Source organism: Sphingorhabdus sp. M41, from assembly GCF_001586275.1.
In the GTDB taxonomy this organism is placed as follows: Bacteria; Pseudomonadota; Alphaproteobacteria; order Sphingomonadales; family Sphingomonadaceae; genus Parasphingorhabdus.
On the sequence record NZ_CP014545.1, the window covers coordinates 2,189,276 to 2,210,278 of the forward strand.

18 protein-coding genes are annotated in these 21,003 nt (G+C 55.8%); 7 read left to right on the forward strand and 11 right to left on the reverse strand.

Annotated features, from left to right (window positions below):
- Window positions 1-161: 161 nt before the first annotated feature.
- The 3 genes from AZE99_RS10445 to AZE99_RS10455 all read right to left on the reverse strand — a co-directional run bounded on the left by AZE99_RS10445 (window position 162) and on the right by AZE99_RS10455 (window position 5,297).
- Window positions 162-3,371: a PAS domain S-box protein gene (locus AZE99_RS10445; protein WP_067200695.1), complete on the reverse strand. Its 3,210-nt coding sequence runs from the start codon at window positions 3,369-3,371 to the stop codon at window positions 162-164.
- Window positions 3,372-3,786: 415 nt separating this feature from the next.
- On the reverse strand, window positions 3,787-4,785 hold the full coding sequence (locus AZE99_RS10450; RefSeq protein ID WP_231862735.1) for a bifunctional transcriptional activator/DNA repair enzyme AdaA: 999 nt from the start codon (window positions 4,783-4,785) through the stop codon (window positions 3,787-3,789).
- A 38-nt stretch (window positions 4,786-4,823) separates the two neighbouring features.
- A complete protein-coding gene (locus tag AZE99_RS10455) occupies window positions 4,824-5,297 on the reverse strand; it encodes a DUF1203 domain-containing protein (RefSeq protein WP_067203552.1) in 474 nt (157 codons plus the stop codon).
- Window positions 5,298-5,582: 285 nt separating this feature from the next.
- Between AZE99_RS10455 and AZE99_RS10460 the strand changes: the two genes are divergently transcribed.
- The 6 genes from AZE99_RS10460 to AZE99_RS10485 all read left to right on the forward strand — a co-directional run bounded on the left by AZE99_RS10460 (window position 5,583) and on the right by AZE99_RS10485 (window position 11,890).
- Entirely contained in the window at window positions 5,583-6,137 is a 555-nt protein-coding gene (locus tag AZE99_RS10460; protein WP_067200701.1) for a F0F1 ATP synthase subunit delta, read from the forward strand.
- A 12-nt stretch (window positions 6,138-6,149) separates the two neighbouring features.
- Window positions 6,150-7,679, forward strand: coding sequence for a F0F1 ATP synthase subunit alpha (gene atpA, locus AZE99_RS10465; protein WP_067200703.1), 1,530 nt, complete (start codon window positions 6,150-6,152; stop codon window positions 7,677-7,679).
- A gap of 114 nt (window positions 7,680-7,793) precedes the next feature.
- A complete protein-coding gene (locus AZE99_RS10470; RefSeq protein WP_067200705.1) occupies window positions 7,794-8,669 on the forward strand; it encodes a F0F1 ATP synthase subunit gamma in 876 nt (291 codons plus the stop codon).
- A gap of 25 nt (window positions 8,670-8,694) precedes the next feature.
- The gene (atpD, locus tag AZE99_RS10475) at window positions 8,695-10,140 is read left to right on the forward strand and encodes a F0F1 ATP synthase subunit beta (protein ID WP_067200708.1); all 1,446 of its coding nucleotides are present in this window, start codon (window positions 8,695-8,697) and stop codon (window positions 10,138-10,140) included.
- Window positions 10,141-10,284: 144 nt separating this feature from the next.
- On the forward strand, window positions 10,285-10,542 hold the full coding sequence (locus AZE99_RS10480) for an ATP synthase F1 subunit epsilon (RefSeq protein ID WP_067200711.1): 258 nt from the start codon (window positions 10,285-10,287) through the stop codon (window positions 10,540-10,542).
- A gap of 214 nt (window positions 10,543-10,756) precedes the next feature.
- The gene (locus AZE99_RS10485; RefSeq protein ID WP_067200714.1) at window positions 10,757-11,890 is read left to right on the forward strand and encodes a glycosyltransferase; all 1,134 of its coding nucleotides are present in this window, start codon (window positions 10,757-10,759) and stop codon (window positions 11,888-11,890) included.
- Here AZE99_RS10485 and AZE99_RS10490 read toward each other — a convergent pair.
- Window positions 11,887-12,807 (reverse strand): DMT family transporter, encoded by a 921-nt coding sequence (locus AZE99_RS10490; protein WP_067200716.1) that lies wholly within the window; start codon window positions 12,805-12,807, stop codon window positions 11,887-11,889. The two genes, AZE99_RS10485 and AZE99_RS10490, sit on opposite strands and share 4 nt — an antisense overlap.
- A 174-nt stretch (window positions 12,808-12,981) precedes the next feature.
- Here AZE99_RS10490 and AZE99_RS10495 point away from each other — a divergent pair, with 174 nt between their 5' ends.
- Window positions 12,982-14,511: a CpaF family protein gene (locus AZE99_RS10495; protein ID WP_067200718.1), complete on the forward strand. Its 1,530-nt coding sequence runs from the start codon at window positions 12,982-12,984 to the stop codon at window positions 14,509-14,511.
- Between the two features lie 8 nt (window positions 14,512-14,519).
- Here AZE99_RS10495 and AZE99_RS10500 read toward each other — a convergent pair whose 3' ends face one another.
- The 7 genes from AZE99_RS10500 to AZE99_RS10530 all read right to left on the reverse strand — a co-directional run bounded on the left by AZE99_RS10500 (window position 14,520) and on the right by AZE99_RS10530 (window position 20,878).
- A complete protein-coding gene (locus AZE99_RS10500) occupies window positions 14,520-14,717 on the reverse strand; it encodes a hypothetical protein (RefSeq protein ID WP_067200721.1) in 198 nt (65 codons plus the stop codon).
- A 6-nt stretch (window positions 14,718-14,723) separates the two neighbouring features.
- Complete coding sequence (gene mmsB, locus AZE99_RS10505; protein WP_067200724.1) at window positions 14,724-15,605, reverse strand: 3-hydroxyisobutyrate dehydrogenase; 882 nt, start codon at window positions 15,603-15,605, stop codon at window positions 14,724-14,726.
- A 65-nt stretch (window positions 15,606-15,670) separates the two neighbouring features.
- Entirely contained in the window at window positions 15,671-16,453 is a 783-nt protein-coding gene (locus tag AZE99_RS10510) for an enoyl-CoA hydratase-related protein (protein WP_067203554.1), read from the reverse strand.
- Window positions 16,450-17,493: an enoyl-CoA hydratase/isomerase family protein gene (locus AZE99_RS10515; protein ID WP_067200727.1), complete on the reverse strand. Its 1,044-nt coding sequence runs from the start codon at window positions 17,491-17,493 to the stop codon at window positions 16,450-16,452. The genes AZE99_RS10510 and AZE99_RS10515 overlap by 4 nt, the downstream gene beginning before the upstream one ends.
- Before the next feature lie 7 nt (window positions 17,494-17,500).
- A complete protein-coding gene (locus AZE99_RS10520; protein WP_067200730.1) occupies window positions 17,501-18,643 on the reverse strand; it encodes an acyl-CoA dehydrogenase family protein in 1,143 nt (380 codons plus the stop codon).
- Window positions 18,644-18,651: 8 nt separating this feature from the next.
- Window positions 18,652-19,887, reverse strand: coding sequence for a dipeptidase (locus AZE99_RS10525; RefSeq protein ID WP_067200733.1), 1,236 nt, complete (start codon window positions 19,885-19,887; stop codon window positions 18,652-18,654).
- A gap of 10 nt (window positions 19,888-19,897) precedes the next feature.
- Window positions 19,898-20,878 (reverse strand): polysaccharide deacetylase family protein, encoded by a 981-nt coding sequence (locus tag AZE99_RS10530; protein WP_156472213.1) that lies wholly within the window; start codon window positions 20,876-20,878, stop codon window positions 19,898-19,900.
- Window positions 20,879-21,003 lie beyond the last annotated feature (125 nt).

Here is a 21,003-nt window from a genome sequence, read left to right on the forward strand (position 1 = left end):
GTGATGCTTCGCCTATTTTGCCGATGCATTGCCGATCGCGCAGAAACGATGGGAGCAAGCTTCTTGCTCCTGCATCAGCCATTGAACGAGGACTGTTCAGTACCGCTCCGTCTTGAACCCTCACTGTCGCTGACCCAGTGTAAACTTCCTGTCATTGATGGTCAGATTTCGGTGACTTTCGATCGGTTTTCGCGTCGCATATAGGTCAGCAGATTAGTGCAATGCGACATTAAAACCTCGCTCGACTTACCCTGTTTGATTGCAGCTTCCAACAGCCTGGCTTCTTCAGCAATGTCGCCTTCACCAAATGCACCTGCGGAGCCCGCCAGCTTGTGCAACATGCTCATGATATCGTCGCTGTGCGTATCCGACCAGCCATCAATCGTGTCGACACCCGCCGCCAGGCTATCCAGCGTTTTGGTTCGAAACTCCTCATATTTTGGACGAAGCTTGGCGATGGTCGGATCTTCATCGAAAACTTCCAGTTCCGCGGTTCCGTCCTGCTCACGGGGATCAAAATACCAGCGGTTCACCGCTTTGTGGAGATCTTCAAACAATATCGGTTTGCTGACAAGATCCTGCATGCCCGCCGTGGTGCAGGCCGTTCTGTCCTCGACGAACGCATTGGCGGTCAATGCAACAATCGGTAGCCGATCCGCAGTAATGCCAGCTTGACGGATAAGTCTCGTGCTTTGCATTCCGTCCATTACCGGCATTTGCATGTCCATCAGGACCAGGCCGAATTCATGCTCTGATGCGCCGCTTCCGGTCAATATGTCTACCGCCTGCGCACCATTTTCGACACAAATCACGGTGCAGCCCATGCGCTTCAGCATCGCGGTCGCCAAAAGCCGATTTATTTCATGATCTTCGACAAGCAATATGGTGCGAGCGACGGCCGGCATGCGGATCTGGCTTTTGTCAGCCTTGACCTGCTCGACAGCTTCTCCAACGGGGTCAATGGACTCGCTCAGTGGTAATTCCACGCAAAATGTCGTTCCCGAACCCGGTGCGCTCTGCAAACCGATATCACCGCCCATCATTCTGGCAAGCTTGCGAGATATCGCCAAGCCAAGACCCGTTCCTCCATAGGAGCGCTCGGTATCGTCTTCTGCCTGCACGAATTCATCGAAAATATAGCGCTGGCGATCATCGGATATTCCGATACCTGTGTCGATGACGCTTAATTTGAACTTGTCATTATCGTCGCCAGTGACTTCGGCCTTTACGGTTATCGAACCAGCTTTGGTAAATTTGATCGCATTGCCGATCAGGTTGGTCAAAACCTGACGAAGGCGCAGCTTGTCATGCACGATGAATTTCGGCAAATCATCCGCAATCTCCAGATTGAGCGCGAGACTCTTATTGCTCGCCGCAGTCCGCATCATATTGCACGTGCTCTTGAGCAAATGCGCCAGTTCAAATGGTTCGGGCGACAAAATCAACAATCCGGCATCAATTTTGGAAACATCCAGAATGTCGTTCAGCAATGCCATCATTATCGTGCCGGATTCCTGAATCAACTCGACATATTTTGTCTGCTGTTCATCCAGCTCCGAGTGGCAGAGCATTTCGGCAAAACCAAGCACACCGTTCATGGGCGTGCGAATTTCGTGGCTCATATTGGCCAGGAACGAAGCCTTGGCCCGTGTTGCCGCTTCGGCAATGTCGCGGGCTTCTCGCAATTCGCTCTGGCGTTGATGCAATTCTTCAATCGCGTTGCGCTGTTCGGTGATATCCACAATGACCCCGACATAGCCGATAATATTATTCTCAATGTCAAACTCGGCCTGGATAACGATGCGAACCCAGATTTCTGTACCGTCCGCCATGGTATAGCAGGCTTCGCGCTCGCGCCTGTCGCCCGGCTTTTTATAACCGGTGAACGCCTCTTCCAGTTTCTGGGACGTGTGGAATGTCAAAGCCTTCATCCATTCATCATTTTTCCCATCTTCCTCACTCAGCCCGATCCGGTCACGCCAGGCCTTGTTCACATAATATATTTTTTTGTCTGCATCCGCCTGAAAAAACCCGACAGGGGCGGATTCTGCGAGCCTGCGAAACCGGGCCTCGCTCTTTTCCAGTTCATGCATGGCCGCGCGCGTATCCGTTACATCCCGGATATTCCCGGTTGCGCCGGCGAAACGCCCCTTTTCATCACGCAACGCCTCGAGGAATACTTCGATATGGCGCTCTTTGCCATCGGCCCTCAGAAATGTCTGGTTCAGCGCAAGAGTCCGTAACTCCCCGCTGACGAGGCGCAGATAATCCACCTCGGAATCTTGCTCGGAACTTGCCGTCAAAAGTTTGGTTGAAGGCCACCCCAGTGCCTGTTCGACGGTATAACCTGTAATTGTCTCCCATGCCGGATTCAGCACGTTCCAACGGCCCAGTTTATCGGTGCGAAAAACGATATCCCGCATATTGTCAAAAATGGACTGAGTTTGGTCGCGCCGGAATCTCAATTCCTGCTGCAAAATGGTTTGCGCTTCCAGAAAACTGGCGAACGGCAGCGAACTTGCAAAGGTGAACAGCAGAAATATCTGTATGACAAAGATATTGTCGTGCATATCTCCCCGCACCAGCTGCGCTGGCCCAGATCCGTTAAAAGTTCCGATGATTGCGATGATTGCGATGACGGCAACCGATAATGAAGCACCGGCGATCCCCTTGCGCACCGCTGCGATCAGCACGAACAGGGAAGGCATGAATAAAAACGGATAGGAGCTCTGGCTAAACACGAATGTCGTCAGAAGTCCGCCGATGCCGAATATCGCCAGATATTCGGCATCCAGTTTCTTGTTCCACTTGTCGATCCCATTGTTATTGCCGAAAAGAATCGAAAAAATGGGCGCAAAAATCAGCATGCCGAGGCTATGCGCAATCAGCCAGTCAAGCCATCCCATCAGCGACACAGGTTCGCTGGAGAATGAAAATAACAGCATTGCCAGTCCGGCAGAAATCAGCGGGGCCACCATGCCTCCAAGCACAGCAAACCAGATCAAATTGTCAAGATCTGCGAAATTGGGCTCGGATCCGCATTTTCGGCGGATTAGAAATATCGCAAGCCCGACTTCGACAACACTCGCTATCGCAATAATCATCGCTTTGAACACACTGTCACCCGCGCCGAATGCGACGACAAATCCTACGGCTGCGCAAGCCAGAATATGCAAGACGGTAACCCTGCTCGTGTAGCGCAACAAGGCGGCGACAAGGAAACCGTTCGATATCCATAATGCCGAAAAACTGGAAGCTCCACGGGTCAGCAGGATCCCTGCAGCCGACAAAAGGCCGAAGGCGGCTGTGATGCCGATGAAAATGGCAATGCGCCTGCCAATGGAAGTTGAAAGTCTCGCTTCAATATCCATTTGACTGCCAATCTGACTTTATGAAAAAAACATGCGCAAGCAAACACGCGCTCCACGCCAAAATACTAGAATAACCGCGACTGGTATATCGGCCCAACGACTTGCAGGCCGTGAATGAAATTTTGAACATCGCACACATGGAATTTACTGCCATAGCTGATGAGCATAAATTATTCACAAGGATATTACCGGCCATTTGCATATGGTTACGGCTTGAGGCAATTTAATTAAGATCAATCCTTCGGAACCGAAGCAATTTTTACATCTGTCCGCGCTGGTGCCTGTGCCTAATTCACGCCTGTTCCAATTTTTCTGATATCCAGCTCCGGTAAATTTCCGGCAATGCAGATTGATCAGCCATTGTTCGACAGAAACCATTTTTACAGCATGCAGCAAGGCGCTGGTTGCTCGGGAATTATAAACGCCGCTCCTTCTCCAACAACATTTGCTTGATCTTCAGCCCATAGGCATATCCACCCATGGTCCCGTCGCTCCGCACCACCCGGTGGCAGGGGATCAGGACGGCAACATGATTGGCGCCATTGGCGCTGCCCACGGCGCGGACCGCTTTCGGTTTGCCGATGGCGGCCGCGACATCGGCATAGCTGCGGGTTTCGCCATCGGGAATTTTGCGCAATTCTTGCCACACAGCCTCCTGAAAGGCAGTGCCCTGGACATCCAGCGGAATATTATGCGCGCGGGCCGGTGTTTCGACCTGCGCAATGACTTCGCCAAGGAGCTTTTGGAAATCGGCGCCCCCCTGTTCCAGAACTGCCTCAGGAAAACGACCGCGCAATTCGTCTTCGCCTTCGCCGAATGACAAGCAGCAAACGCCCTTGTTTGTCGCGGCCACCATCATCGGACCAAGCGTTGTTTCGACGCTGGCCCAGTGCACCGTGACCCCTGCCCCGCCATTTTTCCAGACGCTCGGTTTCATGCCCATTTTCTCGCCCATTTTCTGTTCCTCGTAAAAGCGCGATGCGGAACCATAGCCTGCGTCGTAAATCGCGTCGGTAACCGATGCACCGCCGTCCAGCGCTTCTTTTACGCGTTCCGTCCGCAAGGCCCGCGCATAAGCTGCAGGCGACAATCCGGTCTCGCGTTTGAAAATGCGCTGGAGATGAGTCGGCGAGTAGCGCGTCAGCTGACCCAGTTCGCTGAGTGTCGGAGCGGTCTCAGCCATACGAATCGCGTCGACAACCGTTTTCACCGCTGCTTCGTCACGCGCCACATCATTGGGAAGGCACCGCAGGCAGGCGCGCAGACCCGCTGCCTCTGCCTGCTCCGCTTTGGCGAAGAAACGGACATTCTCCCGCTTGGGATGGCGGGCGGCACAGGAGGGGCGGCAATAGATGCCCGTGCTCAGCACGCCGGTGACGAATTTTCCGTCGAAGCTGCGATCGCGGGCCTGCATCGCCGCCCATGCCCGGGCATCATCCACAATCTTCTGGTTCACGATCCAAACCTCTCCACCCGCGCGGCGAAACATCCGTGGGCTGCATTATGCACATCTATATAGGCAATTTCGGCCAGTTCAAATAGCTGACGGATGGTCCGGTCCGCGTCTCCGGGCAACGCGAGACTGGCGGTTTTCAACATCGCATCCTTGCCGAAAGCGCGCATGCCCAATATCCGACCCTCGAAAACCGGCGGTACCGCATCCGTGAAACGCGCAGCTGCCGTCAGCCCGATTCTCACAAATATCGCGTAGGCGCTCTGATAGGGGGAATCGACATCATGGGACATGTGGTGAAACAGGATCACCTCTTCACCCACTTCGGCATCTTCCAAAGATATGCGGCACGGAAAGCCCGGCTTGCTGGTTGCCGTCATGCGTACTGCAGCCAGCGCCGAAAGCTCTTCTGTAGTTGCATCCTGAAACGGTTTGGCCAATTCCGGGCTCAATCCCGTGATTTGATATGTCATATAGTCTCCGATGCTGTTTGCTGCCGCGATATTAAATGACATCAGCCCGTGCGGCTTCCCGGTTCTTGCGTTCAAAGCCAAATATTGTGCAGGGACATTTGAAAGCCGCAAAAAACTGCAGGTTTGGCTCTCCGTGAAAATGATTCCCAAAGCCGTCTTGCATCGCAGCAAAATGGTTGCTAGACGCCGCGCATCCGCGGGCGGAATCGTAGGATTTCCGGCCAAATAGCGGGCCATTTCATGAACGGTTTTCAGACCGTATTTCGGTCAGGGAGAAGCAAACGCGTGGATCAATCCAGCGGCATTAGAGCGAGTTTAGCGGGGCGTTACGCCACGGCTTTGTTCGCGCTTGCAGAAGAGAATAAGAGCATCGACGCGGTGCAGGACAGCCTCGCGACATTGAGTGCGGCGTTAGGCGAATCGGAGGATCTGCGGTCGTTGATCGGCAGTCCGATATTGTCGCGCGAAGATGCCGGCAAGGGTATCGCGGCAACGGCCAAGAGCCTCGGCCTCGACAAGCTGTCGACCAATGTACTTGGTGTGCTGGCGGCCAATCGTCGGCTCGACCAGATACCTGCGGTCGTTCGCGCCTTCTCAACCCTGGCATCTGGCTATCGCGGTGAAATTACCGCCGAAGTCACATCCGCCCATCCTCTGGATGACAAACAGATTGATGCGCTCAAGGCGCAGCTCAAGAAACGTGTGGGAAGCGATGTTAGCGTTTCCACCGCAGTTGATCCGTCCATTTTGGGCGGGCTTGTCGTGAAAATCGGCAGCCAGATGATCGACAGCTCGATTAAAACCCGTTTGAACACCCTATCGCAGGCCATGAAGGGCTAAAGGAAGATACACATGGATATTCGCGCCGCAGAAATTTCAAAGGTCATCAAGGACCAGATCGCCAATTTTGGCAATGAAGCCCAGGTTTCCGAAGTCGGAACCGTGCTCGCCGTCGGTGACGGCATTGCCCGTATTCACGGCCTCGACCAGGTCCAGGCCGGTGAGATGGTTGAATTCTCCAACGGCATTCAGGGCATGGCGCTGAACCTCGAGGCTGACAATGTCGGCGTCGTGATCTTCGGCTCTGACGCCGAAATCAAGGAAGGCGACGTGGTCAAGCGGACCGGCACGATTGTGGACGTTCCGATCGGCAAGGAATTGCTTGGTCGTGTGGTTGACGGTCTCGGCAACCCGATTGATGGCAAGGGCCCGATCAAAACCACGCAGCGTAGCCGGGTGGAAGTCAAGGCGCCGGGCATTATCCCGCGCAAATCGGTTCACGAACCCGTGCAGACCGGCCTGAAAGCCCTCGACGCTCTGGTTCCTGTTGGCCGTGGCCAGCGCGAATTGATCATTGGTGACCGTCAGACCGGCAAAACCGCTGTCGCGATCGATACGTTCATCAACCAGAAGACTGTCAATGCCGGCGACGATGAGAGCAAGAAGCTCTACTGCATCTATGTTGCCATCGGCCAGAAACGCTCGACAGTCGCACAGATTGTGAAAAGTCTCGAAGAAAATGGCGCGATGGAATATTCGATCGTGGTTGCTGCAACCGCTTCCGAGCCTGCGCCGCTTCAGTATCTCGCACCATATACCGGTGTGACGATGGGTGAATATTTCCGCGATAACGGTATGCACGCCTGTATCGTTTATGACGATCTCTCCAAACAGGCTGTGGCTTATCGCCAGATGTCCCTGCTGCTGCGTCGTCCTCCAGGACGTGAAGCTTATCCTGGTGACGTTTTCTATCTGCACAGTCGTTTGCTCGAACGTGCCGCGAAGATGAACGAAGACAATGGTTCGGGTTCGTTGACCGCATTGCCGATCATCGAAACCCAGGCTGGTGACGTTTCGGCCTATATTCCGACCAACGTGATTTCGATCACCGACGGCCAGATCTTCCTTGAAACCGACCTGTTCAACCAGGGCATCCGTCCTGCTATTAACGTGGGCCTCTCGGTGTCCCGTGTTGGTTCTGCCGCTCAGACGAAGGCTATGAAAAAGGTTTCGGGTTCGATTAAGCTCGATCTCGCGCAATATCGCGAAATGGCTGCTTTTGCGCAGTTCGGTTCTGACCTTGACGCTTCGACGCAGAAATTGCTCGCACGTGGCGAGCGTTTGACTCAGCTGTTGAAGCAGGCACAATTTTCGCCGCTGCCTTTCGAAGAGCAAACCGCTTCGATCTACGCCGGTACCAACGGCCATCTCGACATTGTCGCAACCAGCGATGTTGTGCGTTATGAAGAAGCGATGCTGGCTCATATGCGTAGCGAGCATGCCGACATATTGAAGACGATCCGCGAAAGCGGTGACTTGGCAGATGACACCAAGGCTGCTCTGGAAGCGGCGCTGGCAGCATTCGGCAAGACGTTCGTTTAAGGCGATTGGAAAAACACCGTTAGCCCAGCGTTTGTCGGAGGGTCGCTGATCAGGACGAGAAGCGTGATTCGACAAATTCAATGCTAACGGCAGAACGGAGCAAGACAGGAAAACATGGCCAGTCTTAAAGAACTGAAAGATCGGATCGCGTCGGTTAAATCGACCCAGAAGATCACCAAAGCCAAGAAGATGGTTGCGGCAGCCAAGTTGCGCCGGGCGCAGATGGCCGCTGAAGCTGCGCGTCCCTATGCCGAGCAGATGGAAAAGGTGATGGCGAGCCTGGCCACTAAGGTTTCGATTGATGTCAATACATCGAAACTGCTGGCTGGCACCGGCAAGCTTGAAACGCATCTGCTGGTCGTCGCCACTTCGGACCGCGGCCTGTGTGGCGCGTTCAATGCCAATATCGTCAAGGAAGCCCGCGCCAAGGCGGAAAAGCTTCTCGCTGAAGGCCATAAAGTGCTGTTCTACATGGTCGGCCGCAAGGGCATTCCGATCATCAAGCGCTTCTACCCAGGGCAGATTTTGAAGCATTTCGATACGTCGACCGTCAAGGCACCGGGATATGAAGAGGCCAAGGCGATTGCCGCGGATCTGACCGCGATGATCGACGACGGCAAATATGACGTTGCCCATTTGTTTTACGGCAAGTTCAAATCCGCATTGGTGCAAGAACCAACCGTCCAGCAGATCATACCGATTGCAGTTCAAGACGGCGCCATTTCCGAAGCCGGAGGCGCAGTGGATTATGAACCGGACAAGGAAGAAATTCTGACCGAATTGCTCCCTCGCAATCTGACCACCCAGATTTTTGGTGCATTGCTCGAAAACAACGCGTCAGAACAAGGTGCATCGATGACCGCCATGGACAATGCAACCCGCAATGCCGGCGACCTGATCGACAACCTCACGATTGTTTACAACCGCAGCCGTCAGGCCGCGATTACCACCGAATTGATTGAAATCATCGCTGGCGCTGAAGCGCTCTAAAGCACGTACGCAAGGAAACGGAAAAATGGCAAAAACCAAAAATGTAGGCCGCATTTCACAGGTTATCGGCGCTGTCGTCGACGTAACCTTTGATGGCGAAATCCCGGCAATTCTCTCGGCACTGGAAACCGACAATAACGGTAACCGGCTGGTTCTCGAAGTTGCTCAGCATCTCGGCGAGAATACGGTTCGTACCATCGCCATGGATGCGACCGAAGGTCTGACCCGCGGTCAGGAAGTAACCGACACCGGTTCGCAGATCATGATGCCTGTTGGTCCCGAAACGCTCGGCCGGATCATGAATGTGATCGGTGAGCCAATCGACGAACGCGGCCCGATCGGCAACAAGACCACTGCTCCTATTCACGCGGAAGCCCCTGCTTTCGTCGACCAGTCGACCGAGAATGAAATTCTGGTTACCGGCATCAAGGTTGTCGATCTGCTCGCCCCTTATGCAAAGGGCGGCAAGATCGGCCTGTTCGGCGGCGCCGGCGTGGGCAAGACGGTGCTTATTCAGGAACTGATCAACAACATTGCAAAAGGCCATGGCGGTACATCCGTTTTCGCCGGTGTTGGTGAGCGTACCCGTGAAGGTAACGATCTCTATCACGAATTTCTCGACGCTGGCGTTATCGCCAAGGATGCCGACGGCAATCCGAAGTCGGAAGGTTCCAAAGTGGCTCTCGTATTCGGCCAGATGAACGAGCCTCCAGGAGCGCGTGCTCGTGTGGCTTTGTCCGGTCTGACCCAGGCGGAATATTTCCGTGACGTCGAAGGTCAGGACGTATTGTTCTTCATCGACAATATCTTCCGCTTCACCCAGGCTGGTTCGGAAGTGTCCGCACTGCTCGGCCGTATTCCTTCGGCTGTTGGCTATCAGCCTACCCTGTCGACCGACATGGGCGCGCTACAGGAACGTATTACTTCCACCAACAAGGGCTCGATTACATCGGTTCAGGCCATTTATGTTCCTGCCGACGATTTGACCGATCCTGCACCGGCAACCTCCTTTGCCCACCTCGACGCTACCACCGTTTTGAACCGTGCGATTTCGGAGCTGGGCATCTACCCTGCTGTTGATCCGCTCGATTCAACCTCGCGTGTTCTCGAGCCACGCGTTGTTGGCCAGGAACATTATGATACGGCCCGTGCTGTTCAGGAAACCTTGCAGAAATATAAGTCTTTGCAGGACATCATCGCCATTCTCGGCATGGACGAGCTTTCTGAAGAAGATAAGCTGGTTGTTCAGCGTGCTCGCAAGATCCAGAAGTTCCTGTCGCAGCCGTTCCACGTTGCTGAAGTCTTCACCGGCATCAAGGGCAAGTTCGTTGATCTTGAAGACACGATCAAATCGTTCAAGGCGGTTGTCGAAGGCGAATATGATCATCTTCCTGAAAACGCCTTCTACATGGTCGGCGGAATCGAAGAAGCGATCGAAAAAGGCAAAAAAATGGCTGCTGAAGCGGCTTAAACAGCTAAGCCCCTCTCCTTCAGGGGAGGGGTTGGGTTGGGGTGGGGCCCGTCCTCACCCACAAATTCGCAGATCGGCATCGAGCCAATCTGCTCATAAACCACCCCTTACCCCTCCTTTGAAAAGGAGGGGTGGAGAATGAAAATGGCAAACCTACATTTCGAACTCGTAACCCCAGAGAAACTCGTCCGCTCGGAAGATGTATTCATGGTGGTTGTGCCCGGTACCGAGGGTGATTTTGGCGTGCTTGCCAATCACGCCGGCGTTATGTCGACAATCCGTGATGCCGATCTGGTCATCTATGCCAGCGAAGGCGCGACGCCGGAGACGATTTCCGTGCAGGGCGGTTTTGCCCAGGTCAATGAAAAGGGCCTGACGGTTCTGGCTGAAGCTGTCAGCTAGCCATTCAGGGGAGCTGTATCATAATATATCTCCTCCCTTTGCCTCAGATGTGATGGACTGTCAGGGAAAGAGAATGGCCCTGGTTCCCATGGACATGACTTGCCTCCCGTTTACGCTTGAAACCCGACAAATTATCGCAGTGACAGGGCGGAAAAGCCGTCCAGACCGTTGCGACTATGCCTGAACTGACGAAATCGGGTTCGGTCAGCATTTGATGAGCAATGCAACGCCCCAAAGCGCACCGGTCGTCCATTTTCTTTACGAACCTGGCGCTGGCGGGCTCGACCGGGTTGCGATCCTGCTGGCCAATGGCATGGCCGAACGTGGAATTCCCACCGAACTGTGGCTGACCAAGGCCGCCGGCCCGGTAGCCGATCTGATCGCAGCAGAAGTGAGTGTCCGCATGGTACCCACCGCCAAAATCGGTGGACGAGGACTACAATTGTTGCTGCAGATTCCCGCTGTCGCCCGCATGATCCGCAAGCATCGACCCAGAGCGATTTTTTCCGCCGGCAATCAGTCCAATCTGTCTCTCGCGATTGCGCGAAAACTCGCCGGACATGTCCCAACCAGAATCATCCAAAAAATCACCAACCCGATCCTGCGGCCAGGTGTCGCAAGATGGTCAAAAGCCTCCCGGATATGGCGTTTTGGCGTTACCGCAAGATTGGGCGATATGTCCCTGACCCTGAGCGAGGCTGACGCAGTAGAATATGCGCGCCTCTATCCGCAGGTGGCGGACAGGTTCCATGCGGTTCCCAACCCCTATGTCCACGCCGGCATGCTGTCATCCGGAGCGGTCCGGACAGCCCGTGCCCCGGGCTCTCCCCCTCGCCTGCTCGCGATCGGCCGTATTGCGCCACAGAAAGGCTATATGGACCTGATTGCGGCACTCGCCCGGATTGGCGATCTGCCCTGGTCAATGACCATTTTGGGCGATGGACCGCTTCTGGAAGACGCAAGGCGCTTTGCCCAACAATCGGGTCTCGCCGGACGGATAGACTTCAGGGGATTTGTCGGCAATGTGACACCCTATCTGGCACAGTCGGACATTCTTGTCCTGTCCTCGCACTGGGAAGGATTTCCGGCGGTTCCGATAGAGGCGATGGCTACCGGTTGCGCCGTGGTTGCAACCGATTGTTCGACAGGCCTGACGCAGTTGATGCATGAGATCGGTCAAGACACTGTGCCTGTCCAAAACCCCGAAGCACTTGCCGAGGCGATACGGGACGAGATCGACTCACCGCAGCCGCTCGAGCCCCTCCGGGCATGCGCGAAAACCTATGCCATGGAAAATAGTGTCGACCAGCATATCAGGCTTTTCGAACAGCTTTGCCAGACAGGCTAGGCCTCCAGAACCGTATTGGCCCGTCGCGCGCTGCGCCACAGCAGCAAGCCACTGAAAATTATCAACAGGCCTCCAAACATTGCCGTCCGGTCTATCGGATCGCCAAAGACAAAGACGCTGATTGCCGTCGCGATCAACAGCTGGATATAGACGATCGGGGCAATGGCCGCCGCCGTCGTACGCATGGTTGCCATGAACAGCAGGAAGTGACAGCCCGTCGCGGTCAGTGCGACCAGCAGGCAGCGCAGGACAACATCCCAATCCGGTGCGCCGGGGACGGTCATGACAGGGACCAGCCAGTGCCCGATCAGCGAAGCGATGATCAGGAATATTGCCGCCCAGAAAGCAATATAAAATTGGGCGGCGAAGATTGAACGCTGGGTCGATACCATCCGGTTGAGGATCAGCAATGTCGACATGGCAAAGGCGGAAATCAGGGGTAAAATGGCTACCCAGCCAAAGGCCGCGACATTGGGGCGGAGCATGATAAGCACCCCGACAAAGGCTATAATCGTCGCACCCCATGTCCGGGGTGGCATTTTCTCTTTCAGGAACCAGCCGGAAAACAGGGCGGTGAGTATCGGGTTGACGAACGATATCGCAACCGCATCGGCCAGCGGCATGATGTAGATCGCCGAGAAAAAGCTCAGGGTCCCGACAAACAGGGTGAAACCACGTGCCATATGAAGCCAGGGACGGTTGACCCGAAAGCCACTTCGCCCTTCCCGCAGGAAAAGGATCACAGCCAGAGCCAAGGCACCTATCGAAAAGCGCAAGGCCGCAACCGCCGGAGCGGGCCAGTCTCCTGCCATAGATTTTATCACAGCATCGCCAAGCGGGAATCCAGCGAATGCGACGAGCGCTAGCGAAATCCCCCCGGCCGCAGCCGCCCGATCGCGAGCATGGCTAGTGGTCAAAATTTATTTCCTTGTACATTTCTCATGGCTTAGTGGCTGCCCTGCACCGCACAAGTGACAAAATGCGCATTCGCAATCATCCGCGGCCATTTGCGTAAATTTACCGGTTTATTAACCATTTTCGGGGAAAGAGAGCGCTGATCGTGTGACATTAGACATATCGGACAGAACAGCATGAGTGCATTTGGCAAGAAAAATGGATTGGGCGGCGGCAAGCCGTCCTTTGGCGTGGCGAAGCCAATGACCGGTGGCGGCAAGAAAGCGCCCGAAACTGAAAATCGAGAAGACAATCTTGGTGGCAATCAGTTTCCGCCGCTTGAATCCATCTCGCACTCCGACGAAGAAATGCCATCTGCACCAGCGTCCGTGCAAAGCGATGCCATGGCACGGCTTTCCGAACGTTCGCAACCGCTGGCAGAAAGTTCAGGCAAAGAAGAAGGTTTCGGTGCCTCTGTCCACAAGATCAAGGAACAGGTTCTCCCTCGCCTGCTAGAGCGTGTCGACCCGGAAGCCGCAGCGACACTGAACAAGGAAGAGCTGACCGAAGAATTCCGCCCGATCATCATGGAAGTGCTGACCGAGCTCAAGCTGACCCTTAACCGGCGCGAGCAATTTGCTCTCGAAAAAGTGCTGGTTGACGAATTGCTTGGCTTCGGACCGCTCGAAGAGCTGCTCGGCAATCCGGACATTTCGGACATCATGGTCAACGGGCCCGAACAGACCTATATCGAAATCAAGGGCAAGCTGGAAATTGCGCCGATCCAGTTCCGCGACGAGGAACATCTGTTCCAGATCGCGCAGCGGATCGTGAACCAGGTCGGCCGCCGCGTCGATCAGACCACACCGCTTGCCGATGCCCGTCTGAAAGACGGTTCGCGTGTGAACGTTATCGTTCCGCCGCTTAGCCTCAAGGGCACCGCGATCTCCATTCGTAAATTTTCCGAGAAACCGATTACGCTCGACCTGATGAAGGGTTTCGGCTCGATGTCGGACGAAATGTGCACGGTGCTCAAGATTGCCGGTGCTTGCCGGTTCAATGTGGTTATCTCTGGTGGTACCGGTTCCGGTAAAACGACCATGCTCAATGCCATGTCGAAAATGATCGATCCCGGCGAGCGCGTGCTGACGATTGAGGATGCCGCCGAACTTCGCCTGCAGCAGCCGCACTGGCTGCCGCTCGAAACCCGTCCGCCAAACCTTGAAGGTGAAGGCGCGATTACGATTGGCGATCTCGTCAAGAACGCCCTGCGTATGCGTCCCGACCGGATCATCCTTGGTGAGATTCGTGGCGCGGAATGTTTCGACCTTCTGGCCGCCATGAACACCGGCCATGATGGCTCCATGTGTACGCTTCACGCCAACAGCCCGCGCGAATGTCTCGGCCGTATGGAGAACATGATCCTGATGGGCGACATCAAGATCCCGAAAGAAGCCATTTCGCGCCAGATCGCGGAATCGGTCGATCTGATCGTTCAGGTGAAACGTCTGCGTGACGGTTCGCGCCGGACCACCAACATCACCGAAGTGATCGGAATGGAAGGCGACGTGATCGTCACCCAGGAACTGTTCAAATATCAATATCTGGACGAGGATGCCGACGGCAAGATCATCGGCGACTATGTATCGGCTGGCCTGCGCCCCTATACGCTGGAAAAAGCGCGGCAATATGGTTTCGACCAACCCCTGCTGGAAGCCTGCCTGTAATCAGCCGTTCATTCGGTCGAGATTATTCCCAGACCGAAGGCAATCGATATGCCGAAGGTCAGCAATGCCAAGGCGGTAAGCGTCGACCACGGCATGAATCCGACATCTTCAATATCGCGACGATTGTTGCGGCGCCGGTTGCCAATCTCCGAAATCACGGCAACCGTTCCAGATAGACCGCACAGCACCATCCACAGCGGCGGCATGGGAGCTTAGCCCTTGTCCAGCATGGCAATGATGCCGGAGAAATCCTTGCCGCCCTGCCCCTGTGTTTCGGCAAATTGCTCATAGAGTTTCGCGGCTTCCGCCCCCATTGGCACATCCGCCCCGGCGCTTTGTGCAGCTTCCATCGCGAGACGGAGGTCCTTGAGCATCAAGGCAGCAGCAAACCCGCCCTCATAGCCATTGTCTGCCGGGCTTTGCGGACCCACTCCGGGCACCGGGCAGTAGCTGGTCATCGACCAGTTCTGGCCTGAAGCCTTGGAAGAAATATCGTAGAATGTCTGGAGGTCGAGCCCGAGCTTCTCCGCCATCTTGAACGTCTCGCAGGTCGCGATCATCGACGCGCCGAGCAGCATGTTGTTGCAGATCTTTGCCGCCTGTCCGGCGCCATTGCCGCCGGCGTGGATCACCGCCTTGCCCATGTCGGACAGGATCGGTTCGGCGCGTTTAAAGCCTTCGTCGCTACCGCCGACCATGAAGGTCAATGTACCCGCATTGGCCGCAGCGATGCCGCCGGATACCGGGGCGTCCACAGGCACAAGGCCTTTCGCTTCGGCCATGGTCGCTACATCCCGCGCGCTGTCGACATCAATCGTGGAGCAATCGATTACCAATGTGCCGGGATTGGCGTTGATGATGATTTCATATTCATAGACCTTGCGGACATGGGTGCCAGCCGGGAGCATGGTCACAACGGCTTCCATATTCTGGACTGCTAGTGCGGCGTCGCTCACCGGATGGCAGCCAGCCTCGCCGGCCCTTGCAAGCGCTTCGCCGGACAGATCAAAGGCATGGACCTCATGCCCCGCCTTCGCGAGATTGGCAGCCATGCCGCCGCCCATATTGCCAAGGCCGATAAATCCGATTTTCATTACAGTCTCCAGTGATTGTCAGCGAAACAAAACCATGTCGCCTTGCGAGGTTGAAGCAGCTATTCCTACCGTCCCTTCCATTGGCCTTCGCGTTTCTCGATGAACGCGGCCATGCCTTCTTTCTTGTCCTCGGTGGCGGTCAGGATCTGGAACAGGCGGCGCTCGTGGACTAGGCCTTGTTCAAGATTATTCTCGAACGCCGCATTGACCATCTCCTTGTTCACCTGCGCGGCCATCGGCGGCATCGAGGCGACCAGCGCGGCGGATTTCATGGCTTCCTCGAGCAATTCGTCATGCGGCACCACGCGGGCCACCAGCCCCGACCGTTCGGCTTCTGCGGCATCCATCATGCGGCCGGTCAGGCACATTTCCATCGACTTGGCCTTGCCGATCGCGCGCGTCAGCCGCTGCGAACCACCCATGCCGGGCGCGACGCCCAGTTTGATTTCAGGCTGGCCGAATTTCGCCTTGTCGCTGGCAATGATATAATCCGCCATCATCGCCAGTTCACAGCCACCGCCGAGCGAGAAACCGTTGACCGCGGCGATCCAGGGCTTGCGGGTCGCCTTGACGATATGGCTGGTCCATTTGGCGAAGAAGTCTTCCAGATAGAAATCGGCCGCGGACTTGTCGTACATTTCCTTGATGTCAGCGCCGGCGGCAAAGGCTTTGTCGCCTGAACCGGTCAGGACGGCGCAATTCTGAGTCTCGTCCGCCTGAAAGGCAGCGAAGGCATCGATCAGTTCGTCCAGAACCTGGCTGTTCAGCGCGTTCAGGGCTTGCGGCCGGTTGAGGGTGATCAGGGTGACCGGCCCCTTTGTTTCGGTCAGGATGGTTTCATAAGTCATAAAGGTTTCCATTCTTCCTCTGCCGGTAACGGCGCGAAAATATTGTCGATCCATTCGGCGCTGACTTCTTCGGGAGTCGCCGGGTTCCATTTCGGATCATTGTCCTTGTCGACAATCAACGCCCGCACGCCTTCGAGGAAATCATGCATCACCAGCACATGATAACCGATCCGATATTCGTTACGCATCTCGTCGGCGAAGCTTTCCATCGCCGCGGCTTCCTTGAGCTGGCGCAGGGCGACCTTGCAGGTCTGCGGGCTTTTGGTGCCGAGCGTATCGCGCTCCTTGGCCGCCCATTCGCTGTCGTCGGCCTCCAGCGCCGCCAAGATTTCCTCGAACCGATCGGAGGCAAAGAACTTGTCGATCTTGTCGAGGTTCTTGGCGATCCGCGCTTCGGGGATATTGCCCGACAGTTGGCCCAATATGCCTTCGATCCGGTCCGGCTTTTCAGATATTCGCTGCTTGGCTTCTTCCAGAACGTCCGATTCCAGATAATGGGTGGCAATGCCGACATCCTTGCACTCGGCACCGTCGAGCCTTGCGCCCGTTAGCGCCAGGAACTGGCCCAGCCGTCCCTCAAGCCGCGACAGATACCAGCCGCCGCCGACATCTGGGAACAGGCCAATCCCGGTCTCCGGCATGGCGAAGCGGGTATATTCCGTCGCCACCCGATATTTGGCCGGTTGCGAAATGCCGACACCGCCGCCCATGGTGATCCCGTTCATGAACGCGACCACGGGCTTGGGATATTCAAACATCAGATGGTTGAGCTGATATTCCTTGTAGAAAAATTCGCGGCCTTGCTTGCCGTCGGTCAAGCCGGATTCGCGCAGCATGGCGATATCGCCACCGGCGCAAAAACCCCTGCCTTCGCTATGGTCGATGATCACCGCTTCGACTTCGTCGTCGTCGCGCCACGCGAGCAACGCGTCGATCATCCCGAGACACATGTCGAGGTTGAGCGAATGGATCACTTTCGGCCGGTTCAGGCTGATATGGCCAACCCGCCCGGTTTTTCTGATGATAAGATCTTCTGTCATAATTTCCCTATTGCCGCAGCAGTTCGCGCGAAACGATCATCCGCATGACCTGATTGGTACCTTCCAAAATGCTGTGCACCCGCAAATCGCGCCAGAAGCGTTCGATCGGATAGTCCTGCAAATAGCCATAGCCGCCAAAGAGTTGCAGCGCATCATTGGCAATCTTGCTGCCATTATCAGTTGCCAGCCTTTTGGCCATGGCCGCGAATTTGGTCTTGTCCGGCGCGCCTTCGGTTACCTTCGCCGCCGCAAGATAGAGCAGCGCCCGCGATGCTTCGAGATCGGTCGCCATGTCGGCCAGCATGAACTGGGTGTTCTGGAAATCGCTGATCGCCTTGCCGAATTGCTTGCGCTCCTTGGTATAGGCCAAGGCTTCATCGAGGCAGCGCTGTCCCCCGCCAAGCGAGCATGCACCGATGTTCAGACGCCCCCCGTCCAGACCGGCCATGGCGATGCGAAAGCCCTCGCCCTCATCGCCAACCCGGTTTTCGGCAGGCACGCGGACATTGTCGAAATGCACCTGCGCCGTCGGCGAGGCGTTCCAGCCGAGCTTGCGTTCGGGTGCACCGAAACTCACTCCGTCCATATCCTTTTCGATGACCAGACAGGTAACGCCTTTGGCGCCGTCATCACCGGTGCGCACCATGGTCACATAGACATTGTTGACACCCGCACCGGAAATGAACTGCTTGCCGCCATTGACGACATAATAGTCCCCGTCCCGTCTGGCGCTGGTCTTCAGCGCCGCTGCGTCCGAACCGCTGCCTGGTTCGGTCAGGCAATAGCTGGAAATCTTCTCCATCGAAATCAGATCGGGCAGGAATTTGTCTTTAACGACCTGCGATCCGAAACAGTCGATCATCCAGCTGGCCATATTGTGGATCGAAATGAAGCTGCTGGTCGCGGGGCAGCCGTAAGCCATGGCTTCCATGATGATCGCACTTTCCAGCCGGCCCAGCCCGATGCCACCCGATTCCTCGCTGATATAGATGCTGCCGAAACCGAGTTCGGCGCTCTGCTTGATGACGTCGCGCGGGAAAATATGCTTTTCATCCCACTCGGCCGCATGCGGGGTAATCGCGTCGGCGGTGAATTTCTGCGCCATTTCCTGAATGGCAAGCTGGTCTTCGGTCAGGGAAAATTGGGTCATAACGCTTTCTAGTTTTTTGCCATGGCAGCGGCGGTTGATTCGTTTCCTCGCAACACTCGCAATATGTTGCCGCGAGCGATTTTTGCAAGATCGGCTGCGCTATATCCGCGCTTTGCAAGTTCGGCAAACAGCAGCGGATAGGTCGATACGTCCGAGAGGTCGTCGGGGGTGAAGCTTATTCCGTCATAGTCGCCGCCAAGACCGATATGATCAATTCCGGCGACAGCCCGGATATGATCGATATGGTCGGCGATATCCTTTGCCGTGACCGCTGGCATTGGATGGACGTCGCGCCAGTCCGCGAGATGGGTGGAGCGCGCTGCCGCATCACCGGGATATAAGGCAGCAGCACGTGCTTCCTCGGCCTTTTGCGCCGCATCCCAGTCCCGGTTTTTTGCGCTTACATAGGATGGTACGAAAGTCACCATCACTAGCCCGCCATTGGTCGGCAATCGCCGCAGAACTGAATCGGGGACATTGCGTGGGTGGCTGGTCACACCGTCCGCAGAGCTGTGGCTGAACATTATCGGTGCCTTGGTCACGTCGAGGGTGTCATTCATTGTCGCTTCGGAGACATGGCTGATGTCCACGATCATCCCGAGCCGGTTCATTTCCTGCACCACGGAAACACCAAAATCGGACAGGCCGTCGCTTTTCGGCGCATCGGTGGCGCTATCCGCCCAGTCGAGTGTCTTCCAGTGTGTCAGCGTCATATAACGGGCGCCAAGCGCGTACATCTGTCGGAGCACAGCGAGAGAATTGCCGATCGAATGACCACCTTCCATGCCGATCATGGAAGCGATCCGGCCATTTTTCTGCGCCGACTCGACATCCGCAACATTCAGTGCAAGCTGCAGATCGTCTGGATATCGAGCAACCAGTTGGTGGACGATATCAATTTGTTCGATCACCCGCTGCACCGCTTCAAATTCCGGCAGTTCCGGGTCGACCCACACCGACCAGAACTGGCCACCGACCCTGCCCTGCCGAAGCCTGGCAATATCGGTGTGCATCGGTTTCGAGCCGGTACCGGTGGTCGGAATTGTGTTGCGAAAATCAAATTCGGAAAAATCGCTCTCGAACCGTTCGGCGATCTGCTCGGGTGCATCATTATGCCCGTCGATGACGGGGTTTTTGGCGAGCACTGTCTGCGCGATTTGCTCAGGCGCCTGTGCAGACGCCGATGATGTGCCGGCTACCGCGACAGCGAAGGCGAAGCTGCGAAGGATATCGATTGTTTTCATGCAGCAGGGTCTAGTCGCGCAGGACCCTCGCGGCAAATAGCTTTTTTGCTACTTTCTGATCATTCCGCCGATACCAGCGATTGCCGATATTGCGCTCGGCGGCGAGCATCTGCGTGCGGGTGCCGTCGGCAAAATCGACATCCGGCTCCATATGGGCAATCGGATCGCGATAGGCTTCGTCGGCTGTAACAATCGTCCAGCCCTGATTTTTCAGCGCTGCCGCCAGATCATCGACAAACATCGCAGAGAGATCGGTTTCATGCAGCAATATCATCTGCACGGGTGCCCTGCCCAGCGTTCGCCGCGCCAGATCGTCGGAGAAATCGGCCGATTGCACGTAAGATTCAACAAACAGGTCGCGTAGTGCATTCCAGTCCATGATCTTACCCGCTTCGGACGCCGAAATCGCCATTTCTTCCAGATACCAGTCCGATGCATCGACGGTCACATAGCCATTCATCAGGCCGCGTTGCCTGAGACCGGCACGGACCGCATCGCGCTTCACCCGGTTTTTCCGGCCCTCGTCCAGAAACGGAAAGCGGAACCAGGGGCGGTAATCGGGCTTGTCTTTCAACCATGCCTCGGCTGCATCGATATCGGCGAGAAATGTCGCTGCCGAGACAGCGGAAAGCTTGCTGTGATCGGCTGTATGATTGCCCAGGACATGGCCAGCCTTGGCATAGGCGGCAATATCGGCGGCATCATTGTCGTGATCGGTAATCCGACCAGGATTCACAAAAAAGACCGCTTGCTCAATGCCGGCAGTTTTCAACGCTTCAACCAGCAATCCGGGTCTTACATCCGGCTCCAGAAATGCACCGGCACCGCGAGGCGCGTCGTCGAAACTGAAGGCGATGCGCTTGTCGGACATTGCAACCGGAGCTGGCAGGGCCATCGTCTCGCTTGCACCATTGTCCGGACGCCAAAAGGCAAACAGGATGATTGCCAGCAAAACCGAAGGCAGGAACAGGCGTGGCGACAGTGCTAGCACCGCAGCAGCAGGATCGATGATGAGTGGACGGCCATGAAGTTCATTTCCGCCCGAAATGCCGGGATTTCCAGCGTTTCGGGCGGCTTGTCCTGATTTGGAACTCTATGGCGCCCAGGCCTTGCCGG